This window comes from Pseudomonas sp. LBUM1643 (assembly GCF_059716215.1).
Window position 1 is genome coordinate 2,101,721 of sequence record NZ_CP166813.1, and the last position, 25,019, is coordinate 2,126,739.

19 protein-coding genes are annotated in these 25,019 nt (G+C 58.7%); 13 read left to right on the forward strand and 6 right to left on the reverse strand.

What is annotated here, in order from left to right; all coding sequences use genetic code 11:
* Nucleotides 1-119: 119 nt before the first annotated feature.
* Nucleotides 120-560, reverse strand: a complete 441-nt coding sequence (locus tag ACA063_RS09430) for a universal stress protein (protein WP_162437426.1) — start codon at nucleotides 558-560, stop codon at nucleotides 120-122.
* 119 nt (nucleotides 561-679) lie between these two features.
* On the opposite strand from ACA063_RS09430, the gene ACA063_RS09435 reads away from it, so the two are divergent.
* From ACA063_RS09435 to ACA063_RS09465, 7 genes are all read left to right on the forward strand, one after another.
* Nucleotides 680-1,117 carry a hypothetical protein gene (locus ACA063_RS09435; protein WP_497665625.1) on the forward strand — a complete coding sequence of 146 codons (438 nt, stop codon included), beginning with the start codon at nucleotides 680-682 and terminating at the stop codon, nucleotides 1,115-1,117.
* A gap of 704 nt (nucleotides 1,118-1,821) precedes the next feature.
* A complete protein-coding gene (fadB, locus tag ACA063_RS09440) occupies nucleotides 1,822-3,969 on the forward strand; it encodes a fatty acid oxidation complex subunit alpha FadB (RefSeq protein WP_497665626.1) in 2,148 nt (715 codons plus the stop codon).
* Between the two features lie 32 nt (nucleotides 3,970-4,001).
* Nucleotides 4,002-5,177, forward strand: a complete 1,176-nt coding sequence (gene fadA, locus ACA063_RS09445; protein ID WP_497665627.1) for an acetyl-CoA C-acyltransferase FadA — start codon at nucleotides 4,002-4,004, stop codon at nucleotides 5,175-5,177.
* Nucleotides 5,178-5,276: 99 nt separating this feature from the next.
* Nucleotides 5,277-5,513, forward strand: coding sequence for a DUF1653 domain-containing protein (locus tag ACA063_RS09450; RefSeq protein ID WP_497665628.1), 237 nt, complete (start codon nucleotides 5,277-5,279; stop codon nucleotides 5,511-5,513).
* A gap of 114 nt (nucleotides 5,514-5,627) precedes the next feature.
* Nucleotides 5,628-8,258, forward strand: coding sequence for a type I DNA topoisomerase (topA, locus tag ACA063_RS09455; RefSeq protein WP_497665629.1), 2,631 nt, complete (start codon nucleotides 5,628-5,630; stop codon nucleotides 8,256-8,258).
* A 246-nt stretch (nucleotides 8,259-8,504) separates the two neighbouring features.
* Nucleotides 8,505-9,029, forward strand: a complete 525-nt coding sequence (locus ACA063_RS09460) for a DUF6586 family protein (RefSeq protein ID WP_497665630.1) — start codon at nucleotides 8,505-8,507, stop codon at nucleotides 9,027-9,029.
* Between the two features lie 105 nt (nucleotides 9,030-9,134).
* Nucleotides 9,135-9,368: a hypothetical protein gene (locus ACA063_RS09465; RefSeq protein WP_162437460.1), complete on the forward strand. Its 234-nt coding sequence runs from the start codon at nucleotides 9,135-9,137 to the stop codon at nucleotides 9,366-9,368.
* A gap of 87 nt (nucleotides 9,369-9,455) precedes the next feature.
* Here ACA063_RS09465 and sulA read toward each other — a convergent pair whose 3' ends face one another.
* Nucleotides 9,456-9,929 (reverse strand): SOS-induced cell division inhibitor SulA, encoded by a 474-nt coding sequence (gene sulA / locus ACA063_RS09470; protein ID WP_497665631.1) that lies wholly within the window; start codon nucleotides 9,927-9,929, stop codon nucleotides 9,456-9,458.
* Nucleotides 9,930-9,939: 10 nt separating this feature from the next.
* Nucleotides 9,940-10,548, reverse strand: a complete 609-nt coding sequence (gene lexA, locus ACA063_RS09475) for a transcriptional repressor LexA (RefSeq protein WP_046026989.1) — start codon at nucleotides 10,546-10,548, stop codon at nucleotides 9,940-9,942.
* A 229-nt stretch (nucleotides 10,549-10,777) separates the two neighbouring features.
* On the opposite strand from lexA, the gene ACA063_RS09480 reads away from it, so the two are divergent.
* From ACA063_RS09480 to ACA063_RS09490, 3 genes are all read left to right on the forward strand, one after another.
* A complete protein-coding gene (locus ACA063_RS09480; RefSeq protein ID WP_162437418.1) occupies nucleotides 10,778-11,485 on the forward strand; it encodes a TetR/AcrR family transcriptional regulator in 708 nt (235 codons plus the stop codon).
* Between the two features lie 170 nt (nucleotides 11,486-11,655).
* Nucleotides 11,656-12,654, forward strand: a complete 999-nt coding sequence (nagZ, locus tag ACA063_RS09485) for a beta-N-acetylhexosaminidase (protein ID WP_497666499.1) — start codon at nucleotides 11,656-11,658, stop codon at nucleotides 12,652-12,654.
* Between the two features lie 12 nt (nucleotides 12,655-12,666).
* Nucleotides 12,667-13,404: an S-methyl-5'-thioinosine phosphorylase gene (locus tag ACA063_RS09490; protein ID WP_497665632.1), complete on the forward strand. Its 738-nt coding sequence runs from the start codon at nucleotides 12,667-12,669 to the stop codon at nucleotides 13,402-13,404.
* A gap of 93 nt (nucleotides 13,405-13,497) precedes the next feature.
* Here the strand turns inward: ACA063_RS09490 and ACA063_RS09495 are convergent, their stop codons facing one another.
* From ACA063_RS09495 to mfd, 3 genes are read right to left on the reverse strand one after another with little or no spacing between them, the layout of a single operon-like run.
* Nucleotides 13,498-16,188 (reverse strand): SNF2-related protein, encoded by a 2,691-nt coding sequence (locus ACA063_RS09495; protein WP_497665633.1) that lies wholly within the window; start codon nucleotides 16,186-16,188, stop codon nucleotides 13,498-13,500.
* Nucleotides 16,189-16,199: 11 nt separating this feature from the next.
* Nucleotides 16,200-16,766: a CsiV family protein gene (locus ACA063_RS09500; protein WP_162437413.1), complete on the reverse strand. Its 567-nt coding sequence runs from the start codon at nucleotides 16,764-16,766 to the stop codon at nucleotides 16,200-16,202.
* Nucleotides 16,767-16,776: 10 nt separating this feature from the next.
* The gene (gene mfd, locus ACA063_RS09505) at nucleotides 16,777-20,226 is read right to left on the reverse strand and encodes a transcription-repair coupling factor (protein ID WP_497665634.1); all 3,450 of its coding nucleotides are present in this window, start codon (nucleotides 20,224-20,226) and stop codon (nucleotides 16,777-16,779) included.
* A gap of 363 nt (nucleotides 20,227-20,589) precedes the next feature.
* On the opposite strand from mfd, the gene ACA063_RS09510 reads away from it, so the two are divergent.
* From ACA063_RS09510 to ACA063_RS09520, 3 genes are all read left to right on the forward strand, one after another.
* The gene (locus ACA063_RS09510) at nucleotides 20,590-22,053 is read left to right on the forward strand and encodes a glyceraldehyde-3-phosphate dehydrogenase (RefSeq protein WP_162437411.1); all 1,464 of its coding nucleotides are present in this window, start codon (nucleotides 20,590-20,592) and stop codon (nucleotides 22,051-22,053) included.
* Nucleotides 22,054-22,572: 519 nt separating this feature from the next.
* Nucleotides 22,573-23,778 carry an HlyD family secretion protein gene (locus ACA063_RS09515; RefSeq protein ID WP_497665635.1) on the forward strand — a complete coding sequence of 402 codons (1,206 nt, stop codon included), beginning with the start codon at nucleotides 22,573-22,575 and terminating at the stop codon, nucleotides 23,776-23,778.
* Nucleotides 23,775-25,019, forward strand: coding sequence for a hypothetical protein (locus ACA063_RS09520; protein WP_497665636.1), 1,245 nt, complete (start codon nucleotides 23,775-23,777; stop codon nucleotides 25,017-25,019). The genes ACA063_RS09515 and ACA063_RS09520 overlap by 4 nt, the downstream gene beginning before the upstream one ends.

Here is a 25,019-nt window from a genome sequence, read left to right on the forward strand (position 1 = left end):
CAGTGATGAACGCCGGGCTTTTCGTAGGAGCTGCCGCAGGCTGCGATCTTTTGATCTATGGCTGATTTGAAGATCAAAAGATCGCAGCCTGCGGCAGCTCCTACAGGGGTTTTGTGTTGTCAGCTTTTGTTTTGCAGGCGCACCGCAAGTACGTCACAAGGCGCACCGTGGAGCACGTCATTGGCAGTGGAACCCAGCAGCAATGCCAGGCCGTGTCGGCCATGACTCCCCACTACGATCAGGTCGCAGGTTTGTTCCTTGGCCAGGTGATGAATCTCCTGGCGCGGCTGGCCGTAGGTCAGGTGGCTGTATTCCTTGGAAAGCTCAGGGTACTTCACGATCAACCGATCCAGGCGCTCGCGGGCCTGATCAAACTGCTGTTGCTGCAGTTGTGACAGGTCCATCGGCACGTCGCCACCAAAGGCCATGGCCATGGGTTCGACGATATGCACCAGGGACAACTTGGCACCATTGCTCACCGACAGTTCGCGAGCGCGATGGATTACAGGATCGCACTCTTCGGTTAGATCTACAGCGACCAGAATATGGTTGTAGGGCATGAGGTGCTCCTCCTGAGGATTGCAATATTGGTAAGTATGGCTGGTTTCAAGCGCATTGGTTCCAAAGTGACCCGGTGCGCTCATTTAAAAGCGGTGCCTTAAAAAAGGGGAGTACAGATATGACGGTCTGGATAGTGGTGTCAATCCTGTTAGTGGTTTTGAGTCCATTGGCATGGTTGCGACCCTCCCGTGGCCAGAGCGGTCGCATGGCCCTGCGCATGGAGGCCCGACGCATGGGATTGGCCATGCAACTGGCGCCGCAGGAGTGGCCACACTGGCTGAGTCAGGAGCCGCCCAGTCCGTGCGCGCAGTATCATCGTCCACGGCGCGGCAAGCAGCCGGCGTGCTGGATTTACTGGCAAAAGGCGCCGGGTGTCTGGGTGAATCAGTGGCAGGAGGTCTGCGAGGATCAGGTGCTGCTGAATTATTTCGAAAAATTGCCAGCCAACGTTTACAAGGTCGAGGCTGACAAGCAGATGATCGCTTTGTATTGGGGCGAGAAGGGCGAGCCAACCGTACTCCAACAGATCGATGCGACCCTGAAAGCGTTGGCCTGAACAGCGTCGAAATACCTGAAACCACTGAAACCTGTAGCAGCTGCCGAGCCTGCGAGGCTGCGTCCGGCTGCGCAGCAGCCGTAAGACCTGAAGATTCGGTTGTCCTGACACACCGCAGTGCCTGATTTTACGACTGCTGCGCAGCCGGACGCAGCCTCGCAGGCTCGACAGCTACTACAGGGTGTCCGGTGCGGTTCTGGTGGGAATTTTCTACGGGCAATAAAAAGCCCGACATCAACATCGGGCCGGGTTGGCCAGGCAGGCCGGAAAACGGTGTGGGCTGATCTTACGCCGGGCATTCGCCAATGCGTTGATATTTTTTCTTCCGCGTCCCGCCAGCGTAGCCTTTTAAACAAAGGCTGCTGCGAATTAGGGCGACTTTTCTAACTATTGATCCTATGAATGGCTTCGCATGCACCCGCGTGTTGAAGATCTTCGCGTCACGGAAATGACCACAAAGTCGCGTTTCAACCCGTATTTTGGGCGATTGACAATTGTCTGAAATTCCGTGAAGGTGACGTACCCAAATCAAACGGGCGTATGAATTGAGCGTTTGCATTGCAGATCGCTCCTACAGAATCCCGACTATCGCGTTGGCGGGTGTGTCGGGTGGATTGGCGTAGCATTGACGATGATCGTCCTGCCCAGCCATCCGCCTGCGTCCGACGTGTACTGTTCAGCTTCCATATCGTGGAGATCAGTTGATGATTTACGAAGGTAAAGCCATCACGGTTAAGGCTCTTGAAAGTGGCATCGTCGAACTGAAGTTCGACCTCAAGGGTGAGTCCGTCAACAAGTTCAACCGTCTAACCCTGAACGAACTGCGTCAGGCTGTAGACACCATCAAGGCAGATGCTTCGATCAAGGGTGTGATCGTCAGCAGCGGCAAGGACGTTTTCATCGTCGGCGCCGACATCACCGAATTTGTCGAGAACTTCAAGCTGCCTGATGCAGAGCTTGTTGCTGGCAACCTCGAAGCCAACAAGATTTTCAGCGATTTCGAAGACCTCAACGTCCCGACTGTGGCCGCGATCAACGGTATTGCATTGGGTGGCGGTCTGGAAATGTGCCTGGCGGCGGACTACCGCGTCATGTCCACCAAGGCCAAGATCGGTCTGCCGGAAGTCAAGCTGGGCATCTACCCGGGCTTCGGCGGTACTGTGCGTCTGCCGCGTCTGATCGGTGCCGATAACGCCATCGAGTGGATTGCTGCCGGCAAGGAAAACCGTCCTGAAGACGCGCTGAAAGTCGGCGCCGTGGACGCAGTGGTTGCCCCTGAGAAGCTGCAGGAAGCTGCCCTGGAACTGATCAAGCGCGCCATCTCCGGTGAGTTTGACTACAAGGCCAAACGTCAACCGAAGCTTGAGAAACTCAAGCTGAACGCGATCGAACAAATGATGGCTTTCGAAACCGCCAAAGGTTTCGTGGCCGGTCAGGCAGGCCCGAACTACCCGGCGCCAGTCGAAGCGATCAAGACGATCCAGAAAGCCGCGAACTTCGGTCGCGACAAGGCACTGGAGGTCGAAGCGGCTGGCTTCGTCAAACTGGCCAAGACCTCTGCTGCGCAGAGCTTGATCGGTCTGTTCCTGAACGATCAGGAACTGAAGAAAAAGGCCAAGGCCTACGACGAAATCGCCAAGGACGTGAAGCAGGCTGCCGTACTGGGCGCCGGCATCATGGGTGGCGGTATCGCTTATCAGTCGGCTTCCAAAGGTACGCCGATCCTGATGAAGGACATCAACGAGCACGGTATCGAGCAAGGGCTGGCTGAAGCCGCCAAGCTGCTGGTGAGCCGCGTTGACAAGGGTCGTATGACCGCTGCGAAAATGGCTGAAGTCCTTAACGGCATTCGTCCTACCCTGTCCTACGGTGATTTCGGTCACGTGGATCTGGTGGTTGAAGCGGTCGTCGAGAACCCTAAGGTCAAGCAGGCTGTTCTGGCTGAAGTCGAAGACAAGGTCAAAGAGGACACCATCCTCGCGTCCAACACCTCGACCATTTCCATCACCTTGCTGGCCAAAGCCCTCAAGCGCCCGGAAAACTTCGTCGGCATGCACTTCTTTAACCCGGTGCACATGATGCCGCTGGTTGAAGTGATTCGTGGCGAGAAGTCCAGCGAGCTGGCCGTTGCCACCACCGTTGCCTACGCCAAGAAAATGGGCAAGAACCCGATCGTCGTCAACGACTGCCCGGGCTTCCTGGTCAACCGCGTTCTGTTCCCGTACTTCGGCGGTTTCGCCAAGCTGGTCAGCGCCGGTGTGGACTTCGTCCGTATCGACAAGGTCATGGAAAAATTCGGCTGGCCGATGGGCCCGGCCTACCTGATGGACGTGGTCGGCATCGACACCGGACACCACGGTCGTGACGTGATGGCTGAAGGTTTCCCGGACCGCATGAAAGACGACCGCCGTTCGGCGATCGACGTCCTCTACGAAGCCAAGCGCCTGGGCCAGAAGAATGGCAAGGGCTTCTACGCCTACGAGACCGACAAGAAGGGCAAGCAGAAGAAAGTCGCCGATCCATCGGTACTGGAAGTGCTCAAGCCAATCGTTTACGAGCAGCGCGAAGTCACTGACGAAGACATCATCAACTGGATGATGATCCCGCTGTGCCTGGAAACCGTGCGTTGCCTGGAAGACGGCATCGTCGAAACCGCTGCCGAAGCCGACATGGGTCTGGTCTACGGTATTGGTTTCCCTCCATTCCGTGGCGGTGCGCTGCGCTACATCGACTCGGTCGGTGTTGCAGAGTTCGTTGCCCTGGCTGACCAGTACGCTGATTTGGGCGCGCTGTACCACCCGACCGCAAAACTGCGTGAAATGGCCAAAACCGGCCAACGGTTCTTCGGTTAAGCGTCCCAACACTTGAGCGAGAGTGAAATTTTATGAGCTTGAATCCAAGAGACGTCGTGATTGTCGACTTCGGTCGTACTCCGATGGGCCGCTCCAAGGGCGGCATGCACCGCAACACCCGCGCCGAAGACATGTCGGCGCACCTGATCAGCAAATTGCTGGAGCGCAACGTCAAAGTTGACCCGAGCGAAGTCGAAGACGTGATCTGGGGCTGCGTAAACCAGACCCTGGAGCAGGGCTGGAACATCGCTCGCATGGCGTCCCTGATGACGCAGATCCCGCACACCGCTGCCGGCCAGACCGTCAGCCGTCTGTGCGGCTCGTCGATGAGCGCGCTGCACACTGCCGCGCAAGCGATCATGACCGGCAACGGTGACGTGTTCGTGGTCGGCGGCGTCGAGCACATGGGTCACGTGAGCATGATGCACGGTGTCGATCCGAACCCGCACATGTCCCTGTACGCGGCGAAAGCCTCGGGCATGATGGGCCTGACCGCTGAAATGCTGGGCAAAATGCACGGCATCACCCGCGAACAACAGGACGCTTTCGGCGTGCGTTCCCACCAACTCGCCCACAAGGCGACGGTGGAAGGCAAGTTCAAAGACGAAATCATCCCGATGCAGGGCTATGACGAGAACGGTTTCCTGAAACTGTTCGACTACGACGAAACCATTCGTCCGGAAACCACCCTGGAAAGCCTGGCGGCTCTCAAGCCTGCTTTCAACCCGAAGGGCGGCACCGTGACAGCGGGTACGTCGTCGCAGATCACTGACGGTGCCTCGTGCATGATCGTGATGTCGGCGCAGCGTGCACAAGACCTGGGCATCCAGCCTTTGGCAGTGATTCGCTCGATGGCAGTGGCAGGTGTGGACCCGGCAATCATGGGCTATGGTCCAGTACCGGCTACACAGAAAGCGCTGAAGCGCGCGGGTCTGAGCATTAACGATATCGACTTCTTCGAGCTCAACGAAGCTTTCGCCGCACAGGCCCTGCCAGTGCTGAAAGATCTGAAAGTACTCGACAAGATGAACGAGAAGGTTAACCTGCACGGCGGCGCGATCGCCCTGGGTCACCCGTTCGGTTGCTCCGGTGCGCGTATCTCCGGCACTCTGCTGAACGTGATGAAGCAAAATGGCGGCAACCTCGGTGTTGCTACCATGTGCATTGGTCTCGGCCAAGGCATCTCCACCGTCTTCGAACGCGTTTAAGCATTTCGTTGATGGAAGCCGGGGCCAAGTGCCCCGGTTTTTGTTTTTCTGAATTTTTTTTATTTTATTTTTTGAAAAGATTTGTGCGAGGGCCAAACCATGTCGATATCACCTGGGCTCTACCAGCATTACAAAGGTCCGCAGTACCGCGTATTCAGTGTTGCGCGGCATTCGGAAACCGAAGAAGAAGTGGTCTTCTACCAAGCCCTGTATGGCGATTACGGCTTTTGGGTGCGCCCCTTGAGCATGTTCCTGGAGTCGGTCGAGGTTGACGGCGAACAGGTGCCACGCTTTGCTTTGGTGCAAGCCGAACCGAGCGTTTTTTCCAAGCCATAAGCCGAGTGCGCGCAGTACCCTGCGCTTGACCTCATCTTGTAGCCACTATATATAGCGGTGCCGCGTCAGGCGCCAACCGCCTTTCACTTCTAGAATTCAGGAATTTTCTGATCCATGGGCAAATCGCTGGTCATTGTGGAATCCCCGGCTAAGGCCAAGACCATCAACAAGTATCTGGGTAACCAATACGTGGTGAAGTCGAGTATCGGCCATATCCGAGACCTGCCCACCAGCGGTTCGGCTAGCGCCAGCAAAGAGCCAGCCGCCAAGCGCGGCAAGGCCGCCGCGGGTGAAGGTCCGGTGCTCACGCCGAAAGAGAAGTCGCGCAAGCAGCTGGTCTCGCGCATGGGCGTCGATCCCGAACATGGCTGGAAAGCCAAGTACGAGATCCTCCCGGGCAAGGAAAAGGTCATCGAAGAGCTGCGCCGGCTCGCCAAAGATGCTGACACCATCTATCTCGCAACCGACTTGGATCGCGAGGGGGAAGCCATTGCCTGGCACCTGCGCGAAGCCATCGGTGGTGATGACAGCCGCTACAAGCGCGTGGTGTTCAACGAAATTACCAAGAAGGCGATTCAGGAAGCCTTCTCCAAGCCGGGCGAACTGGACATCGACCGTGTAAACGCCCAGCAGGCGCGTCGTTTCCTCGATCGCGTCGTGGGTTACATGGTTTCGCCGCTGCTGTGGGCGAAGATCGCCCGTGGCCTGTCTGCCGGTCGTGTGCAATCGGTGGCCGTCAAGCTGGTGGTCGAACGTGAGCGCGAGATTCGTGCGTTCAACCCGGAAGAATACTGGGAAATCCACGCTGACCTCGGCACCGCCAAAGGCGCGACCGTACGCTTCGACGTTGCCCGTGAGAAAGGCGAAGCCTTCAAGCCGCTCAACGAAACCCAGGCCATGGCCGCGCTGGAGAAGCTCAAGGCTTCCAGCTACAGCATCGTCAAGCGTGAAGACAAGCCTACCAGCAGCAAGCCGTCCGCGCCGTTTATCACGTCGACCCTGCAACAGGCTGCGAGCAACCGCCTGGGCTTCGGCGTGAAGAAAACCATGATGATGGCCCAGCGTTTGTACGAAGCCGGCTACATCACTTACATGCGTACCGACTCCACCAACCTCTCGGCCGATGCCGTGACGATGGCGCGTAGCTATATTGAGACAGAATTCGGCAAGAAATACCTGCCGGAGAATCCGAACGTCTATAGCAGCAAGGAAGGCGCACAAGAGGCTCACGAAGCGATTCGTCCGTCCGACGCCAACACCGAGCCAAGCAAGCTGACGGGCATGGAGCGTGATGCAGAGCGGCTCTACGAGCTGATCTGGCGCCAGTTCCTCGCTTGCCAGATGCTGCCGGCCCAATACCTGTCGACCACGGTCACCGTGGGTGCAGACGACTTCGAGCTGCGCGCCAAGGGCCGTATTCTGAAGTTCGACGGTTACACCCGCGTCATGCCGCAAATCGCCAAGCCAGGCGACGACGATGTGTTGCCGGACATGGCCCAGGGCGATGCGATGAAGCTGATCAAGCTTGATCCGACCCAGCACTTCACCAAGCCGCCGGCGCGCTACTCGGAAGCGAGCCTGGTTAAAGAAATGGAAAAGCGCGGTATCGGTCGTCCTTCGACTTACGCGGCAATCATTTCGACCATCCAGGACCGTGGCTACGTTGCGCTGCATAACCGTCGTTTCTATTCGGAAAAGATGGGTGACATCGTCACCGAGCGTCTGTCCGAGAGCTTCTCCAACCTGATGGACTATGGCTTCACCGCCGGCATGGAAGAGAACCTCGACGACGTGGCCCAGGGCGAACGCGACTGGAAAAACGTGCTGGACGAGTTCTATGGTGACTTCAAGAAGAAACTCGAAGTTGCTGAAAGCGCCGAAGGCGGGATGCGCGCCAACCAGCCGGTAATGACTGACATTCCATGCGTGGTGTGCGGTCGTCCGATGCAGATTCGTACGGCATCGACCGGTGTGTTCCTCGGCTGCTCGGGCTACAGCCTGCCGCCGAAAGAGCGCTGCAAGGCCACTGTCAACCTGGTGCCGGGCGATGAAATCGCTGCGGACGACGAGGGTGAGTCGGAGTCGCTGGTATTGCGCGGCAAGCATCGCTGCCCGATCTGCAGTACGGCGATGGACGCTTACCTGCTCGACGAGAAGCGCAAGTTGCACATCTGCGGTAACAACCCGGATTGCGATGGCTACGAGATCGAGGAGGGCACTTACCGCATCAAGGGCTACGAAGGTCCGAGCCTGGAATGCGACAAGTGCGGCAGCGAGATGCAACTCAAGACCGGCCGTTTCGGCAAGTTCTTCGGTTGCACCAACGCGACGTGCAAGAACACCCGTAAGCTGCTGAAAAGCGGTGATGCGGCGCCGCCGAAGATGGACCCGGTGAAGATGCCTGAGCTGAAATGCGAAAAGGTCAACGACACCTACATCCTGCGCGACGGTGCGTCCGGCCTGTTCCTGGCGGCCAGTCAGTTCCCGAAAAACCGCGAGACACGTGCTCCGCTGGTGATGGAAATTGTCCCGCACAAGGACGAGATCGATCCGAAGTATCACTTCCTGTGTGAAGCGCCGCAGAAGGATCCGGACGGCTTGCCGGCAGTGATTCGTTACAGCCGCAAAACCAAGGAGCAATACGTTCAGACAGAAGTCGACGGCAAGCCGACTGGCTGGAAAGCGTATTACGACGGCGGCAAGTGGACTGTGGAAGACAAGCGTCCGGCTAAGGTCAAGGCTTGATCAGGCGCTAAACCAGGGGCTGTGAGGGGCCGACTTCGTCGGCCAGCGGGAGCAAGCTCCCTCGCCACAACAGCTCCCTTGCCACAACAGCTTTCCCGTCACAAAAGTCCGTTGCTACAAGAAGGCCGTATGACAACTCTCGGGTTTTCATGCGGCCTTTTTGTTTTGTGCTTGCGGGAAGCGAAGCGGATCCACGACACTGTCTGACCTGCGTGAAGCAATTATTTCGTTGTGGAGGCTGCCGTCATGGCCCACGAGCTCTATACCCGTACCAATCAGAAAATCTATTTCGCCGGCCTGTCGCTGGAAGCGCTGGCCAAAGCCGAAGAAGGGCGGGCAATGAACTCCCTGGCGCTGATTCAGGCCGGGCGCGAATCGGCGTTGTTCCACCTGTACGGTGCATTGTTGGGGCTTTGCCACGAAATCGCCGGTTTCTATCGTTTGCCGCAGGCCAATGCGCCACGCGCGGAAATGTTGCTGACTCGCGAAGTGCTTGAAGCGATCGCGATTCCTGAAATGGCCGAGATGGTCGAGCTGGCTCAGAATCCGGAAACCTGGTTGGCCCGTCTGCTTGCGGCCCATGCCGCTTTGTTTCAACCGCCTCGTGCTCCGCGCAAGCCCAAGGGCGATGTCACGCAGCCGCTGATTCTGGCGGTTAACCTGGATGAAGAAGAGGCGCCTCAAGAGCTGAGTCGAGATGAGCTCGAGAGTTGGCGGCAGAACCTGAAAGGTCTGGCGATCCGTTTTCGTGAGGGATTGAACGAGTGCTGATTGCCGGGGGCCCGGCGTGCAATTAACGGTGCTGCTGGTCAAGATCCCGAGCGAAGCATGACCGATGCCTATATAATCCCCGCCTTTCGTGGAGAACAGACTTTTATGCCAACGTCCTTTCTAGAAATTGTCGAGTTACCAGACGGCCGTATTGAGCTGCGCAGGGCCGAGGACGAGGGTTCTCTGGTTACTTTGGATTTCTCCGAGGATGCCAAAGCCTTTCTGCAAGGCCAGCATGTGGAAGTCGCCAAGGCGATGTTGAGTGTCGGTGTTCAGATGGCCGGGCGCATGGTTGAAGGCGAATTCGAGAAAGATGACGGGTCGCGGGTTCTGCACTGATCCCGCCCGTCGGTTTCCTGTCCTTCAATTCGGCTTCTCTATCCTTGGAGAAGCCCCGCGCAGTTTCGGGCGCGTAGCTTTTCTCGCTTAACCCAATCGAATGTTCAGGCTTTGTGCGTCCCCTATGCGGGCGGCGCTGATCAACTGTTGCCGTTGGGTTGTGTTCAGCGGGTTGATCCAGCTGACAACGGTGTGGCTGCGACCCAGTCGAAGCGCTTCACAGGTCAGTTGTTGAGCGCTCTGGGTGCCACGGGGTTGCAGCAGCAGGATGCGTTCGCGATTGAGTCCGGCGTCCCGCAACCAGGCCTGGGTCAGGCTGGCGGGCGGAGCGATCAGGGTCAGCCAGCGTGCATCCTGATCCTGGCTCAATTCCCTGAGGATCGGCGCGAGAAGGTTGAGGCAGTTCCCGGCCGCACCACGCAACGACAACTCACTGAAGACTTCCGGCTCGGCGCTCCAGGGCGACTCGACCACGTCCTTCAGAATCGGTGCCAACGGCTGCACCATGAACGCCTCGAACAACGGCAGTTGGGCTTGCTGTGATGTGTGTGGGAACTGCATAAAGCCTCCTTTAGCGGCGAATAACGCCAACACTCAAGCCTTCGATCACCAGTTCCTGATCTTTCAGGTTGACTTCGATAGGGGCGAATTCAGGGTTTTCGGCAATCAGCCAGACTTTGCTGCCATCGCGCTTGAAGCGCTTGACGGTCACTTCGTCGCCGATCCGGGCGACCACGATCTGGCCGTTGCGGGCTTCGCGGGTGGTGTGGACCGCCAGCAAGTCACCGTCGAAAATGCCGACGTCCTTCATGCTCATGCCGTGTACGCGCAGCAGGTAATCAGCGCGAGGATGGAAGAAGGCAGGGTTGATGTTGCAGGACTCTTCGATGTGCTGCTGGGCCAGGATCGGCGCACCGGCAGCAACCCGGCCAATGATCGGCAGGGTGGAATCGTCCGCCTTGGCTTCGAAGCCGGGGATACGAATACCGCGTGAAGCGCCGGGCGTCATTTCGATTGCACCCTTGCGGGCCAGCGCCTTGAGGTGCTCTTCCGCCGCATTGGGGGATTTGAAACCCAGTTCCTGAGCGATTTCCGCACGGGTCGGCGGGTAGCCGTTGTCTTCTAGGCAGCGTTTGATGAAGGCCAGAATCTCTGCTTGGCGTGGCGTCAGCTTTAGCATATTGATCGCTCTGTCTTTTTATACAGTGACTGGGATTATATACAGTGAAACGGTCTTGGCAATGCCCGTTTTTTTAGCTGCCGCTGGACGGTCGGTTTAGCCTCTGATTGAAGGTTTGCCGTTGTATGGTTAAATAGCTGACTGACCATTCCCAAAACGAACCGACAGGCTTGACAAGACATAGTCTGAAACGTATGTTTCAAACAAGTGTTTGTCAGGCGGAGTAGCCATGGCCCAGTCGGAAACCGTTGAACGCATTCTTGATGCTGCCGAGCAGTTGTTCGCGGAAAAAGGTTTCGCTGAAACCTCATTGCGCCTGATCACCAGCAAGGCCGGTGTCAATCTGGCGGCGGTGAACTATCACTTCGGGTCAAAGAAAGCGCTGATTCAAGCCGTCTTCTCGCGCTTTCTCGGGCCGTTCTGCCTGAGCCTCGATAAAGAGCTGGAGCGACGTCAGGCCAAGCCTGAGAACAAGCCGACGCTTGAGGAACTGCTGGAAATCCTCGTCGAGCAAGCCCTGGTGGTGCAGCCACGCAGCGGCAACGATCTCTCCATCTTCATGCGTTTACTCGGTTTGGCCTTCAGTCAAAGCCAGGGCCACTTGCGTCGTTATCTGGAAGACATGTACGGCAAGGTGTTCCGCCGCTACATGACGCTGGTAAACGAAGCCGCGCCGCGCATCCCGCCGATCGAACTGTTCTGGCGCGTGCACTTCATGCTGGGTGCCGCCGCGTTCAGCATGTCGGGCATTAAAGCGTTGCGCGCGATTGCCGAGACCGATTTCGGTGTTAATACCTCCATCGAGCAGGTCATGCGTCTGATGGTGCCGTTCCTGGCCGCTGGCATGCGTGCCGAAACCGGTGTGACCGACACGGCAATGGCCACCGCGCAGTTGCGTCCGCGCAGTAAATCGACGCCGGTTGCCGCCAAGGTTTAACCGCGCACGGGTGGGCGCGGCAGCTGACATCCGCTAAGCTAGCCGCCCATGCCCACTCTCGTTATGAACCCGCTCCCCATTGATACCGCCGACCTGCCGGGCCTTGCCCATGGCGGCGCATTCGCGCGAGCCGGATTTACTGTTATCAAGGAATCTCTATGACTGCTGGCCTGCAAGGCTCGTTGATGGTGGACGTCGCCGGTACCTGGCTGACGGCTGAAGATCGCCAGTTGCTGCGTCAGCCTGAAGTGGGTGGCCTGATCATTTTCGCCCGCAACATCGAGCACCCTCGTCAGGTCCGCGAGCTGAGTGCGGCGATCCGCGCCATCCGCCCCGACCTGTTGCTGGCGGTGGACCAGGAAGGCGGGCGCGTGCAACGGTTGCGTCAGGGCTTCGTGCGATTGCCGGCGATGCGTGCCATAGCCGACAACCCGAATGCCGAGTACCTGGCCGAGCAGTGCGGCTGGATCATGGCCACCGAAGTGCTCGCCGTTGGCCTTGACCTGAGTTTCGCCCCGGTGCTGGACCTGGATTACCAGCGCAGCGCCGTCGTGGGCACCCGTTCGTTTGAAGGTGATCCGGAGCGCGCTGCGCTGCTCGCCGGAGCCTTTATTCGCGGGATGAACAGCGCCGGTATGGCCGCCACCGGGAAGCACTTCCCTGGCCATGGCTGGGCCGAAGCGGATTCCCACGTCGCCATCCCTAACGATGAACGCAGCCTCGACGAAATCCGCGCCAACGATCTGGTGCCATTCGCCAAATTGAGCAAGCAACTGGCGGCAGTCATGCCAGCTCACGTGATTTACCCGCAAGTCGATTCCCAGCCCGCCGGATTCTCCCGGCGCTGGTTGCAGGACATTTTGCGCGGAGAGCTGCAATTTGATGGCGTGATCTTCAGCGATGACCTGTCCATGGCGGGTGCCCACGTGGTGGGCGACGCGGCAAGCCGTATTGAAGCCGCCCTGACAGCCGGGTGCGACATGGGCCTGGTGTGCAACGATCGCGCCGCCGCCGAACTTGCCCTGACTGCCGCGCAACGCTTGAAGGTCCAGCCTTCGCAGCGGATTGCACGGATGCGTGGCCAATCCCATGCCAACTCTGAATACCGTCAGAACCCGCGCTGGCTGGCAGCGGTCGGCGCGCTCAAAGAGGCTCAACTGATCGAGTGAGGATTTTTCGTCATGACGGTTTACGCAATTATCGGTGGTACCGGACTGAGTCAACTTGAAGGCTTGAGTATTCGTCAGTCACTGGCCGTGGACACGCCCTACGGCGCGCCCTCGGCCGAAGTGCAGATCGGTGAGTACGCTGGCAAGGACGTGTTGTTTCTGGCCCGCCATGGCCATCCTCATCGCTTGCCCCCGCATAAGGTGAACTACCGTGCAAACCTCTGGGCGCTGAAACAGGCGGGTGCCGAGGCCATTGTTGCGGTCAATGCAGTGGGCGGCATTCATGCCTCGATGGGCACGGGCCATTTCTGCGTGCCGCATCAGTTGATCGACTACACCAGCGGTCGCGAACACACCTATTTCGCCGATGATCTGGAACAGGTCACGCACATCGACTTCAGTTCTCCTTACAGTGAAGCGTTGCGTCAGCAATTGATTGCGGCGTTGGCGGCTGAAGGTGTCGACCACAGCAGTCAAGGTGTGTACGCCTGCACTCAGGGGCCGCGCCTGGAAACAATCGCCGAAATTGCAAAGCTGGAGCGTGATGGCTGCGATATCGTCGGCATGACCGGCATGCCGGAAGCGGCATTGGCTCGGGAGCTGGATCTGGATTACGCCTGTCTCGCGCTGGTGGTGAACCCGGCAGCGGGGAAGTCGGCGGCGGTGATCACCATGGCCGATATCGAGCAGGCATTGCGGGGCGGGATGCGGAAGGTTCAGTCGACGTTGGCGCGGGTGTTGAAGGGCTGAGTCAGGCTTTAAACCGGGTTGACTCCATCGCGAGCAGGCTCGCTCCCACAAGGTAATCACCGACCCTGTGGGAGCCGTCGCAGCCTGCGATTTTTATTTCTCCAGCTTATCCGGCAACGGCGCAAACAACGCCTCGATATCATCACTCTGCAACTTCCAGTCGCCGGCGCTGCGTCCATCCAGCACGCCAGCCGCCAGGTCGGATTTTTCTTTCTGCAGGTGCTGAATCTTCTCTTCCACGGTGCCCCGGGCAATCATCTTGTAGACGAAGACCGGTTTCTCCTGGCCTATTCGATATGCGCGGTCGGTCGCCTGATTTTCGGTCGCCGGGTTCCACCACGGGTCGTAGTGAATCACCGTGTCCGCTTCGGTGAGGTTCAGGCCGACACCCCCAGCCTTCAAGCTGATCAGAAAGATCTGCCGCTTGCCGCTTTGGAAGTCTTTCACCGGTGCGCGGCGGTCACGGGTTTGTCCGGTCAAAATCGCGTATTCGACGCCGCGTTTCTTCAGTTCGTCTTCGATCAGCGCCAGCATTGAGGTGAACTGCGAGAACAGCAGAATCCGCCGACCTTCTTCAAACAGCTCATCGAGCATTTCCATCAAACTGTCGAGCTTGCCCGACGTGCTCCCGCGGGTAGGCAGCACCGCGTCATTGACCAGACGCAAGTCGCAACACACCTGACGCAGCTTGAGCAGCGCTTCAAGAATGATGATCTGGCTACGCGCCACGCCTTTGCGGGTGATCTCGTCGCGGACCTTCTTGTCCATGGCCAGGCGCATGGCTTCGTAGACATCGCGCTGTGCTTCGTTGAGTTCGACCCAATGGATAATCTCGGTTTTCGGCGGCAATTCTGTCGCGACCTGTTCCTTGGTTCTGCGCAACAGGAACGGCTTGATCCGACCATTGAGGTGCTGAAGCCGGACTTCGCTGGCACGCTTTTCGATCGGTACGCGGTAATCGCGGTTGAAACTCTTGATGTCGCTCAGCCAGCCGGGCAGCAGGAAGTGAAACAGCGACCACAGTTCGCCGAGGTGGTTTTCCAGAGGCGTACCACTCAGGCACAGACGCTGGCGCGCGTTCAGCTCGCGGGCGGCCTGGGCGGCTTTGCTGTTGGGGTTCTTGATGTATTGCGCCTCATCCAGCACCAATACATGCAACGGCTGCGCGGACAGGCGTTCGACGTCTTTGGGCAGCAGCGCGTAAGTCGTCAGGATCAGGTCGTAATCGGCCAGGGTGTCGAAATGTTTTTTACGACTGGCACCGTACAGCGCCAACACCTTGAGCTGGGGCGTGAAATGCGCCGCCTCGTCCAGCCAGTTCGGAATCAAACTGGTGGGCATCACCACCATGCAGGGACGATCCAGGCGACCGGCATTTTTCTCACTGAGAACGTGTGCCAGAGTCTGTAGGGTTTTGCCCAGCCCCATGTCGTCCGCGAGAATTCCGCCGACTTCCAGTTGGCGCAGCGACTGCATCCAGCTCAGGCCTTCCAGCTGATAGGGGCGCAAGGTCGCGTTCAAACCTTGCGGCGCGGTCGCGGTGAAATCCTTGATGTCACGCAGGCGTTGGGCGAACGAGCGAATGTGCTCGCCACCTTCCCAGATCAGCGGCATGCCTTCCAGAGGATTCAATCGTGTGGCGTCGGCCTTGCTCAAGCGCAGCGTGGTTTCGCCCGGCTCTTGCAGGTAAAACTCGCCGAGGGTGGCCAGAACCGGTTTCAGCCGGCCGAAGGGCAGGGCGACCTGCAAAGGCCCGTACTCGGAATTCGGTCGATTGGGGATGTTCACCAGAATCAGCTCGTCGTCACGACGCCGGGCGAGGCGTTCCGGATTGAGAATTTCGGTGTGTGAACGCATCAGGTTCAACAGGATTGGCAGCAGGCTCAGGCGCTCGCCGTTGACGATGATGCCGAGCTCCAGATCGAACCAGTCCCGCTCGGGAGCCTGATCGACGGTGGCGTACCAGTCATCCACGGCGGTGAGGTCAAAACCGAAATCCTCATCGATCTGCAACTCCCAACCTTGGCTGCGCAGCTTCGGCAACTCGTTGAGCGTGAAGGTCAGCCAGGCACTGTCGTTGACCATCTCGAAGAGTTCGCCGGCGCTTTCCGGCAGGGCTTTGCTTTGCCGAGTGGCAATCTTGAAGCCGAGAATTCGCAGGTGTTCCCTGTAGGACTGTTCCACTTCCGGATGGCGTTTTATCCGCAGCGTTTGGGTTTCCTGGCGAATCAGCACATCGGCGTTCTTCTGTCCGGAAACGTATTCGTCCAGATAGTTGAAAGACAGCGCTGCACGGTGCTGGATATAGCGCTGCATTTTGCCGTTACGCGGTTCGAAGGCGCTGAACTCGATGCTCGCCAGCCACAGGCGCGGCACAGGCTGCACGTCATCCACCAGCACCTGTGGCGATGCTTTCGGGCTGCGGTTCTCCAGCACGGCGGAGAGTTTTTCCAGCAGCTCGGCGTCCTTGGCGGCGGCAGGGTAGGCGAGGGTTTCCTGCACCTGCAGCAGCACGGCGGCGCAGTGTTTGCAGTTGTTGCGCACAGGGCAACTGCAAGTGGCGTCGACCATCAGCAGCGTGGATTTGGCCGACTCGCGCAGACGAATCGTCTGACGGTAGACGTTGCCGCCCGAGCCTTCGCACGCCGCGACAATCGTGGCGTCGCCGACCTCGACGAACCTGACGCGATTTTCCAGCGCGTAGCGACGGCCGCGCTCCAGGCTCTGTTCCTTGAATCGACTGACCCAGGAAGGTGCCAGGGGTTTGCTCAGGGTCGGGGGCATAAAGACTTCAATCAGTCCGGAATTTCATCGGGGACTGGCCGAGGTGCAGGGGCGGTCAACGAAGTGATTTTGATCAGCAGGCCGAGGTGGCCGTTGTCGAGAAAGTTTAGCTGCCCGTTCTTGGTATGGCTTTCCTGCTTCAGGCGTTCGCTGGCAGTCACCAGGCCGTTGGCGTCGATCTGGTTGACCCAGAAGTCGGCGTCGACGTCGGTAAAGCGCCCCAGTTTGAGATTCAACGTGCCTTCGATCGGGAACTGACCGAACTGTTCCGCGCCGTCGCTGATCGCGATTTTGCTGGCCTCTTCGCCAAGGGTTTGCTGCCAGGCCTTATGCAAAAGCACTGTGTAATCGTTGCTGGCGGTGAGTTTCTCTACTTCGCCGTTCAACGTCGGTGTGCGCAGGCTGTCGGGGCTGACGCGTTGTGCGCCGGCGGCCCAGTCTTCCGGTGCCGCACGGCTGACGATGGCCGGCACGGCATTCTGCCGGACCAGAATCATTTCGACCTGATACAGATCGTCGGCAAACGCCGTGGGTGTGACCAGGGTCATCAACAAGGTCAGTGAGCGAAACAGGCGCATGCGGCGTCCTTCAAGCAGTTTTCGGAATGAGGCATTCAAGCAGCGCCTCTACAGTATTAAAGCGCTCTTCCGGGCGCTCCATCGGGACCATGAATTTGAACATCGTGGCGCCTTCGAACTTGTAGCGTTTGGGCTGGCCCTGGATCAGTTTGATCAGCGTCAGCGGGTCGACCGGCGTCTGCGCGGCGAACTCGATGCGGCCACCTTGCGGGCCACCATCGACTTTCTTGATGCCGAGCAATTCCGCCTGCAACTTCAGCGCTGTGATGCGAATCAGGTTCTTGGTCGGTTCCGGCAACAGGCCGAAGCGGTCGATCATCTCCACTTGCAGGTCCTTGAGGCCTTCCTCATCGGTGGCCGAGGCTATGCGCTTGTAGAGAATCAACCGGGCATGAACGTCCGGCAGGTAGTCTTCGGGAATCAACGCCGGTACCCGCAAATTGACTTCCGGACCGCCACCCAGGGGTTGATCGAGGTTCGGTTGTTCGCCCTTGCGGATCGATTTCACCGCGCGCTCGAGCATTTCCATGTACAGCGTGAAACCGACGGCCTGGATTTGTCCGCTCTGACCGTCGCCCAGCAGTTCACCGGCGCCTCGGATTTCCAGGTCGTTGGTGGCGAGCACGAAGCCCGCGCCCAGATCCTGGGTGTTGGCGATGGCTTCCAGACGCTTTTCCGCATCCGGCGTGATTTGCTGGCGCGGCGGTGTCAGCAGGTAGGCATACGCCTGGTGGTGACTGCGACCGACGCGACCGCGCAACTGGTGCAGCTGCGCCAGGCCGAATTTGTCGGCCCGCTCGATGATGATGGTGTTGGCGCTCGGCACGTCGATGCCGGTTTCGATGATGGTCGAGGCAATCAGCACGTTGAAACGCTTGTGATAGAAGTCGCTCATCACCTGTTCGAGTTCGCGCTCACGCATCTGTCCGTGACCGATGCCGATCCGTGCTTCCGGCACCAGTTCGGCCAGGTCGGCGGCACACTTTTCGATGGTCTTCACGTCGTTGTGCAGGTAGTAGACCTGACCGCCACGCAGCAACTCACGCAGCAGGGCCTCTTTGACCGTGCTCTTGTTTTGTTCCATGACGAAGGTGCGCACCGACAGGCGTCGCGCTGGCGGCGTGGCGATAATCGACAGGTCGCGCATGCCCGAGACGGCCATGTTCAGCGTCCGGGGAATCGGCGTCGCGGTGAGCGTGAGGATGTCGACTTCGCTGCGCAGGGCCTTGAGTTGTTCCTTCTGACGGACACCAAATCGGTGCTCTTCGTCGATGATCACCAGCCCCAGGTTTTTGATTTTGACGTCGTCCTGCAGCAGTTTGTGCGTACCGATAACGATGTCGATCTTGCCTTCGGCGAGGTCTGCAACGGCGGCGTTCACTTCCTTGGTCGACTTGAAGCGGCTCATCACTTCCACGGTCACCGGCCAGTCGGCGAAGCGGTCGCGGAAGCTGTTGTAGTGCTGTTGGGCGAGGAGGGTGGTCGGCACCAGAATCGCAACCTGGCGGCCGCCATGCACCGCGATAAAGGCGGCGCGCATCGCCACTTCGGTCTTGCCGAAACCCACGTCGCCGCAGACCAGGCGATCCATCGGTTTGGGCGCGAGCATGTCGGCGCGTACGGCGTCGATGGTGGTTTGCTGATCCGGGGTTTCTTCGAACGGGAAGCCGGCGCTGAAGGTCGCGTAATCGGCTTTCGGGTCTTCGAAGGCATGCCCCTCGCGAGCGGCGCGGCGCGCATAAATGTCGAGCAGTTCGGCGGCCACGTCGCGCACCTGTTCGGCAGCTTTGCGTTTGGCTTTCTGCCAGGTCTCGGAGCCGAGACGGTGCAGCGGGGCCAGTGCATCGTCGCTGCCGGTGTACCGGGCGATCAGGTGCAGGTTGGCGACCGGCACATACAGCTTTGCGCCTTCGGCGTACTGGAGCGTGAGGAACTCCGCTGCCTGGTCATCGATCTCCAGTGTCGCCAACCCGAGGTAGCGGCCCACGCCGTGATCGATGTGCACCACCGGAGCGCCTTCGCGCAGCTCGGTGAGGTTCTTGATAACGGCATCGTTGTTGGCATCGGCACGCTTTTCGCGACGCCGGCGCTGCATCACACGCTGGCCAAACAGCGGGCTTTCCGCCACCAGCGCCAAGGCTGGATTGTCGAGCACAAGGCCTTCGTCGAGCGGCGCAATGGTAATCGACAGGCGTTCCTTGCTTGCGACGAAATCAGGCCAGCTGTCGACGGTCTTCGGTCGCAGCTTCAGGCGTTCGAGCAATTCCAGCAGCACTTCGCGACGACCCGCAGACTCGGCAGTAAACAACACGCGGCCGGGGAACTCGTCGAGGAAGCCGGCCAGCGCCGCCAGTGGCTGAGTCGCCTTGGCTTCGATGGCCAGGTTGGGCAATTCGCGCGCCGGGAAGCGCTCGCGGCCGACGCCGGTCTCAATGTCTTGCTGGCTGGCAACCACACGCGGCCAGCTCTTGAGGCGTGCGAAGCAATCTTCCACCGGCAGAAACAACTCGGCGGGCGGCAATAAAGGACGCGCCGGATCGACGCGTCGCTCTTCATAGCGATTGCGCACATCGTTCCAGAAGTTTTCTGCGGCTTGCTCGATGCCTGGCAGGGAGAACACTTGTGTGTCCTGTGGCAGGTAATCGAACAAGGTTGAGGTTTCGTCGAAGAACAGCGGCAGGTAGTACTCGATACCGGCCGGCGTAATCCCGCTGCTCAGATCCTGAAAGATGGGGCAGCGACGGAAGTCGACATCGAAGCGCTCACGAAAACGCGCCTTGAAGCGAGTGACGGCATCTTTCTGCAGCGGGAACTCGCGTGCCGGCAACAGGCGGACGGTGTCCACCTTGTCTATGGAACGCTGGTTCTCCGGATCGAAGGTGCGCAGGGTTTCGATTTCGTCATCGAACAGATCGATGCGGAAGGGCAGTTTGCTGCCCATCGGAAACAGATCGATCAGCGAGCCACGTACAGTGAATTCGCCGTGCTCGTACACCGTATCGACATAGCGATAACCGCTGGCCTCGAGCCGGGTGCGCATTTGTTCGACATCCAGCTTTTGGCCGACGTCCAGAACAAGGCTGCTGCCCAGCAGGAATTTGGTCGGTGCCAGGCGATGCAGGGCCGTGGTGATCGGCACGACGAGCACGCCATGACTCAGCTCCGGCAGCCTGTACAAGGCGGCGATGCGCTGGGAAATGATGTCCTGGTGCGGCGAAAACAGATCGTAGGGCAGGGTTTCCCAGTCCGGGAAATGCAGTACTGGCAAGTCCGGGGCGAAGAAACTCAGCTCCTGTTCCAGCCGTTCGGCACTTTGGCTATCGGCTGTCAGCAGCAGGGTAAAGCGCTTGGCAGCGCTGGCAGCCTCGGCGATGGCCAGGCTCAGGGCGGCACCGGGCAGGTTGCCCCAATGCTGTTTACCTGCCGCGGCAGGGAGAATCGGTAGACGCAGAACGGGCACGGAAGGTTGAGCTCCAAGCGTTGCGACAAAGTCGGTAATTGTAGCGGTCCCGGGTGCCGCCTGTCAGTTGAAGACTGCGTCTATTACGCAGGTTTGGCGAAATGTAGTGGTAAAGACAAAAACCCGCTGTTTTTTGCAGTTTTTTGGGGATTATGTAGTGCCGAAATGGGTGAGTGTTACGGATGGTTACGGATAAGGCAGCGCTGTCTCTAAAAAATACGCAGCGCTGGAAGCCACGGTTTTACTGGGCTTTAGCGAGGCGTAATTTTTTTCGATGGGAATTTGTTACGGCCCGTTCGACAGGATCGCATTGCTACGTGACGGTTGGGGCGGCATAATGTAGCCCCTTTTTTCTGCCCCTACATGTGGAAGGTTCCCGTGACTCAGAAGCCCGACCAGTGTCTTGGTGAATGGATCGACCGTGAAGCACTCGCAGAAGCGATGATTCCGCTTATCGGTCAGCTCTACCGCAATAACAACGTGGTGAGCTCGATCTATGGCCGCAGCCTGATCAATCGTTCAGTCATTGCGATTCTCAAAGCTCACCGCTTTGCTCGTCATCGTCAGTCCGATGACAGCGAATTGTCCGTCCACGAAACATTCCCGCTGCTCAAAGCGATGAGCGAGCTCAAGCTCGGCGCCGCTTCGGTAGACCTGGGCAAGCTTGCGGTCAAGTTCAAGGCCGAAGGCAATGGCCGTACTGCCGAGCAGTTCGTCCGTGAAGAACTGGCCGACGTCGTTGGTCAGCAAAACGCTTCCGCTCGCAAAGGCACCGATGTTGTTCTTTACGGCTTCGGTCGTATCGGTCGTCTACTGGCGCGTATCCTGATCGAGAAAACCGGTGGTGGCGACGGCCTGCGTCTGCGCGCCATCGTTGTCCGCAAGGGCGCCGAGAACGATCTGGTCAAGCGTGCAAGCCTGCTGCGTCGTGACTCGGTTCATGGTCCGTTCGACGGCACCATCACCATCGATGAAGCCAACAGCACCATCACCGCCAACGGCAACCTGATCCAGGTTATCTACGCGAAGAACCCGACTGAAGTGGACTACACCCAGTACGGCATCAAAGACGCGCTGCTGGTGGACAACACCGGTGTATGGCGTGACGCCGACGGCCTGGGCCAGCACCTGGCCTGCCCGGGTATCGACCGCGTTGTTCTGACCGCGCCTGGCAAAGGCAAGCTGAAGAACATCGTTCACGGCATCAACCATGGCGAAATCACCGCTGACGACAAGATCGTTTCCGCCGCTTCCTGCACCACCAACGCCATCGTGCCGGTGCTGAAAGCTGTAAACGACAAGTTCGGCATCATCAACGGTCACGTTGAAACGGTTCACTCGTACACCAACGACCAGAACCTGATCGACAACTTCCACAAAGGCGATCGCCGTGGTCGTAGCGCCGCGTTGAACATGGTGATCACCGAGACCGGTGCTGCTACCGCTGCTGCCAAGGCATTGCCTGAGCTGGCCGGCAAGCTGACCGGTAACGCGATCCGCGTTCCGACGCCTAACGTGTCGATGGCCATTCTCAACCTGAACCTTGAGAAAGCCGCTACCCGCGAAGAGATGAACGAGTACCTGCGCTACATGGCGCTGCACTCCGATCTGCATAAGCAAATCGACTACGTCAATTCGCAGGAAGTGGTTTCCACTGACTTCGTTGGCTCGCGCCACGCAGGCGTTGTGGATGCTGAAGCGACCATCAGCCAGGACAACCGCGTTGTATTGTACGTTTGGTACGACAACGAGTTTGGCTACAGCTGCCAGGTTGTTCGCGTGATGGAAGACATGGCCGGTGTAAACCCGCCAGCGTTCCCACGCTAAGCGTCACAGGTAAATGAAAACGCCCCGGCACTTGTCGGGGCGTTTTTTTTATAACGTTTTAATCTGTTTGTTTTGAAATTAATGATTGTCTTGAACTCGATACAAAGTTCATTTCAGTAGTAAAAATAAAAACTACTAATAAAAATAAACAGTTGTCGCGCAAACGCGTGTGGATGATTGAAGCGGATCCAATCCAAAGCGCGGTACATATTTGGCGTCATTTAATTGCTCTGCACAAATGCTTGACACTCTAAAACACTGAATCTAGTGTCTTCCCTGTCGGCGTCCGCTCTTCCTCGGGCATCACAGGTTTTGCCGCCACTGCGTTTCGTGTATCTCTCCAACAAGACAGGAATCCCATTCCTGCTCACATCAAATAAATCCTGATAAGAAAGTGGCCGGCTTAGTTGCCGTCCATAAAGACTCTTTGTTTTTTCGCTCACCCTGCCAAAAGTGTTTCGCAGTCACGGCCTGCTATTGCCTGACTTTTACGCGGTTGGTCTATCGGGAGAGTTGAACATGGCTGAAGAGCGCTCAAAGCTATTGTCATTGTTACCGCGCCTGGTGGGTCTGGGCGTTCTTGGATTTATCATCTGGCTGTTGTTGTCGACGTTGTTGATGCCTTTGGTTTCGGCTTCCGCAACGCGGGCGATTTTAAATGCACCGGTAATTCTGCTCACCACACCGATTGACGGTGTGGTGAGCACGCTGGAGGTCAAACCGGGTGCGACGTTTGTGCAGGGACAGAAAATCGCGGTCGTGGAAAATCCTCGGGCCAATCAGGAAACATTGCTGACCTTGCAAACGCGACGATTGACCCTGGAGCAGCAGCTGTCCTCATCGGCGAGTCAGGCCGAGCACGATCAGCGGTATTACGAAGCGCTCGAAAGAACCAGCCAGCAGTACCAGACGGCGTTTCATACCCGCCAGCTGTTCACTCAAAGAGCCCTGAAAGCCGAGAACAGCGCTGCCAGCGCCCGGTTGATGGATGCTCAGGAAACCGTCGAACGCAATCTGGAGTTGTTTGTGCAGGGGGCAGTGAGTGGCGCGGTGGTCGCGTCATCCAAAGCCCAGTTGGCCTCATTGCAAGGCGCGGCCGAGTCGGTTCGCTCGCAATTACGCATCAACGATGGTGACGTCAGCGCCGCCAACAAGCAGGTTTACCTCGATCCGGATCAATTGAGGATGTTCGACCTCAGTGCGCAAATGACCACTTTGAAACTCAGCCTCGAGAATCAGGCGCGCAACCGGGCGACCTATCAACAGGAGCTCGACAACCTCAACCAACTGATCGAAACCGAGCAAAATCGGGTCAGGCTGATGGCCGGTTATGACGTGGTGGCGTATTCGCCGGGTACCGTCCAGGAGCTGTTGGCACCCCAGGGCACCCTGGTACAGGCCGGGTCGACCTTGTTGCGCGCCACCGATTGCGGTCAGAGCTACGTGATCGCGGTGTTTCCGGAACGCATGGCCAGCAAGATCGACCGCGACAGTGTGCTGACAGTGAAAATCCGCGGCCTGGATGAACCTCTCAAGGCCAGTGTGGTGCAGTTGTTGTCGAGCACGTCGGACATCCGCGCCAACACCTACAGCGTGCCGTTCCCCTATGCCGAGCAAAACTCGGTGTACGTGGTCGGGACGTTTGCTTCGGACCTGACGGACACCCAACGAGCCATGACTTGCAACCCGGGTTTGTGGGCCAGTGCCGAGGTATCGCGGCGATGAATAACGTCCTGAAGGGAATGGTCGGCGTGATGCTGATCACCAGTGGGGCGTCCGCACTGGCCGCTCAGGCTCGGCCGCAACTGGTGGCGATGACCTGCGCTGCGCTGGACCGGGCGGTGGCTTCACAACCTGCAGGCCCGGTGCTGTTGGCCAGTTATCCGCCGCTGGAGGGTCAACCTTCACCGATCCTGGCCCTGCGCGGCGTCGCCTTCACTTACGACAACGCGTTGGCGAGTATCGCGTTGTTCGCCTGTGGCAAAGCGGTGTCGGCGCGGCGGATAGCCGATGCCCTGGCGTTCGCGACGAATCACGATCCCGAGTATCAGGACGGCCGCTTGCGCAACGCCTACGCCGCCGGCCCGGTGGGTGCACCGTCGATGAAGTTACCGGGCTATTGGAGTACCGAACGTAACGCCTGGAATCAGGATGCCTATCAGGTCAGCAGTGCCACGGGCAATCAGGCGTGGGCCGCGTTGGCGTTGTTGGAGGCGTTTCGTCAGAGCGGGGAGGCGTCTTACCTCGAGGCCGCACGAAAAGCCCTGCAGTGGTCGCAGAAAAACACCTACGACGGGCAATCGCCAGCCGGCTTCAGCGGCGGCTATTACGGTTACTTTGCCCAGCAGGTCCAGCAGAACTGGAAGTCCACTGAGCACAATGTCGACCTGGCTGCCGCATGGTCGGCACTCAATGCGCTAGCGCCGGACCAGGCTTCGGCGCAACAGGCGCAGATCGCCCGGCAATTTGTCTCAAGCCAGTGGGACGCTAAAGAAGGGCGGTTTCTGATCGGCACCGGGGAAGACGGCCAGACATCCGACCGCATTCGCTCGGGGCTGGACGCGCAGATCTGGCCATTGATTGCCTTGCACGATCCGCCCAAGGATTGGCGTCGGGTGTTCGCGTTCATCGATCACGCTCACCGTGCTGGCGAAGGTTATGGCTTCAACCGCGACCCCGATGGGTTGTGGACCGAAGGCACCGCTCAAGCGGCTGCTGTCGCGCAGTTGAGTGGCCTGAGCGACATGGCCCAACCGCTATGGAGCGTGTTGTTAGCCCAGGAAGCCAGTAATGGCTGGCTCTTCGCAACACCGGCAGCGCGCATCAGTACCGGGCTGGCCATAGGTCCGGACTCCGTCACCAACGACTTTTTCTATTACCACCTGCCTCACTTGGGCGCCACGGCGTGGGCGGCGATTGCGGCCACCGGCGTCAATCCCTTTACTGGTTCGCTAGAGGCTGACTGA

Coding starts and splice junctions, on each gene's coding strand:
- ACA063_RS09430 (WP_162437426.1), bottom strand. CDS start 560: ATGCCCTACAACCATATTCTGGTCGCTGTAGATCTAACCGAAGAGTGC.
- ACA063_RS09435 (WP_497665625.1), top strand. CDS start 680: ATGACGGTCTGGATAGTGGTGTCAATCCTGTTAGTGGTTTTGAGTCCA.
- fadB (WP_497665626.1), top strand. CDS start 1,822: ATGATTTACGAAGGTAAAGCCATCACGGTTAAGGCTCTTGAAAGTGGC.
- fadA (WP_497665627.1), top strand. CDS start 4,002: ATGAGCTTGAATCCAAGAGACGTCGTGATTGTCGACTTCGGTCGTACT.
- ACA063_RS09450 (WP_497665628.1), top strand. CDS start 5,277: ATGTCGATATCACCTGGGCTCTACCAGCATTACAAAGGTCCGCAGTAC.
- topA (WP_497665629.1), top strand. CDS start 5,628: ATGGGCAAATCGCTGGTCATTGTGGAATCCCCGGCTAAGGCCAAGACC.
- ACA063_RS09460 (WP_497665630.1), top strand. CDS start 8,505: ATGGCCCACGAGCTCTATACCCGTACCAATCAGAAAATCTATTTCGCC.
- ACA063_RS09465 (WP_162437460.1), top strand. CDS start 9,135: ATGCCAACGTCCTTTCTAGAAATTGTCGAGTTACCAGACGGCCGTATT.
- sulA (WP_497665631.1), bottom strand. CDS start 9,929: ATGCAGTTCCCACACACATCACAGCAAGCCCAACTGCCGTTGTTCGAG.
- lexA (WP_046026989.1), bottom strand. CDS start 10,548: ATGCTAAAGCTGACGCCACGCCAAGCAGAGATTCTGGCCTTCATCAAA.
- ACA063_RS09480 (WP_162437418.1), top strand. CDS start 10,778: ATGGCCCAGTCGGAAACCGTTGAACGCATTCTTGATGCTGCCGAGCAG.
- ACA063_RS09490 (WP_497665632.1), top strand. CDS start 12,667: ATGACGGTTTACGCAATTATCGGTGGTACCGGACTGAGTCAACTTGAA.
- ACA063_RS09495 (WP_497665633.1), bottom strand. CDS start 16,188: ATGCCCCCGACCCTGAGCAAACCCCTGGCACCTTCCTGGGTCAGTCGA.
- ACA063_RS09500 (WP_162437413.1), bottom strand. CDS start 16,766: ATGCGCCTGTTTCGCTCACTGACCTTGTTGATGACCCTGGTCACACCC.
- ACA063_RS09510 (WP_162437411.1), top strand. CDS start 20,590: ATGTGGAAGGTTCCCGTGACTCAGAAGCCCGACCAGTGTCTTGGTGAA.
- ACA063_RS09515 (WP_497665635.1), top strand. CDS start 22,573: ATGGCTGAAGAGCGCTCAAAGCTATTGTCATTGTTACCGCGCCTGGTG.
- ACA063_RS09520 (WP_497665636.1), top strand. CDS start 23,775: ATGAATAACGTCCTGAAGGGAATGGTCGGCGTGATGCTGATCACCAGT.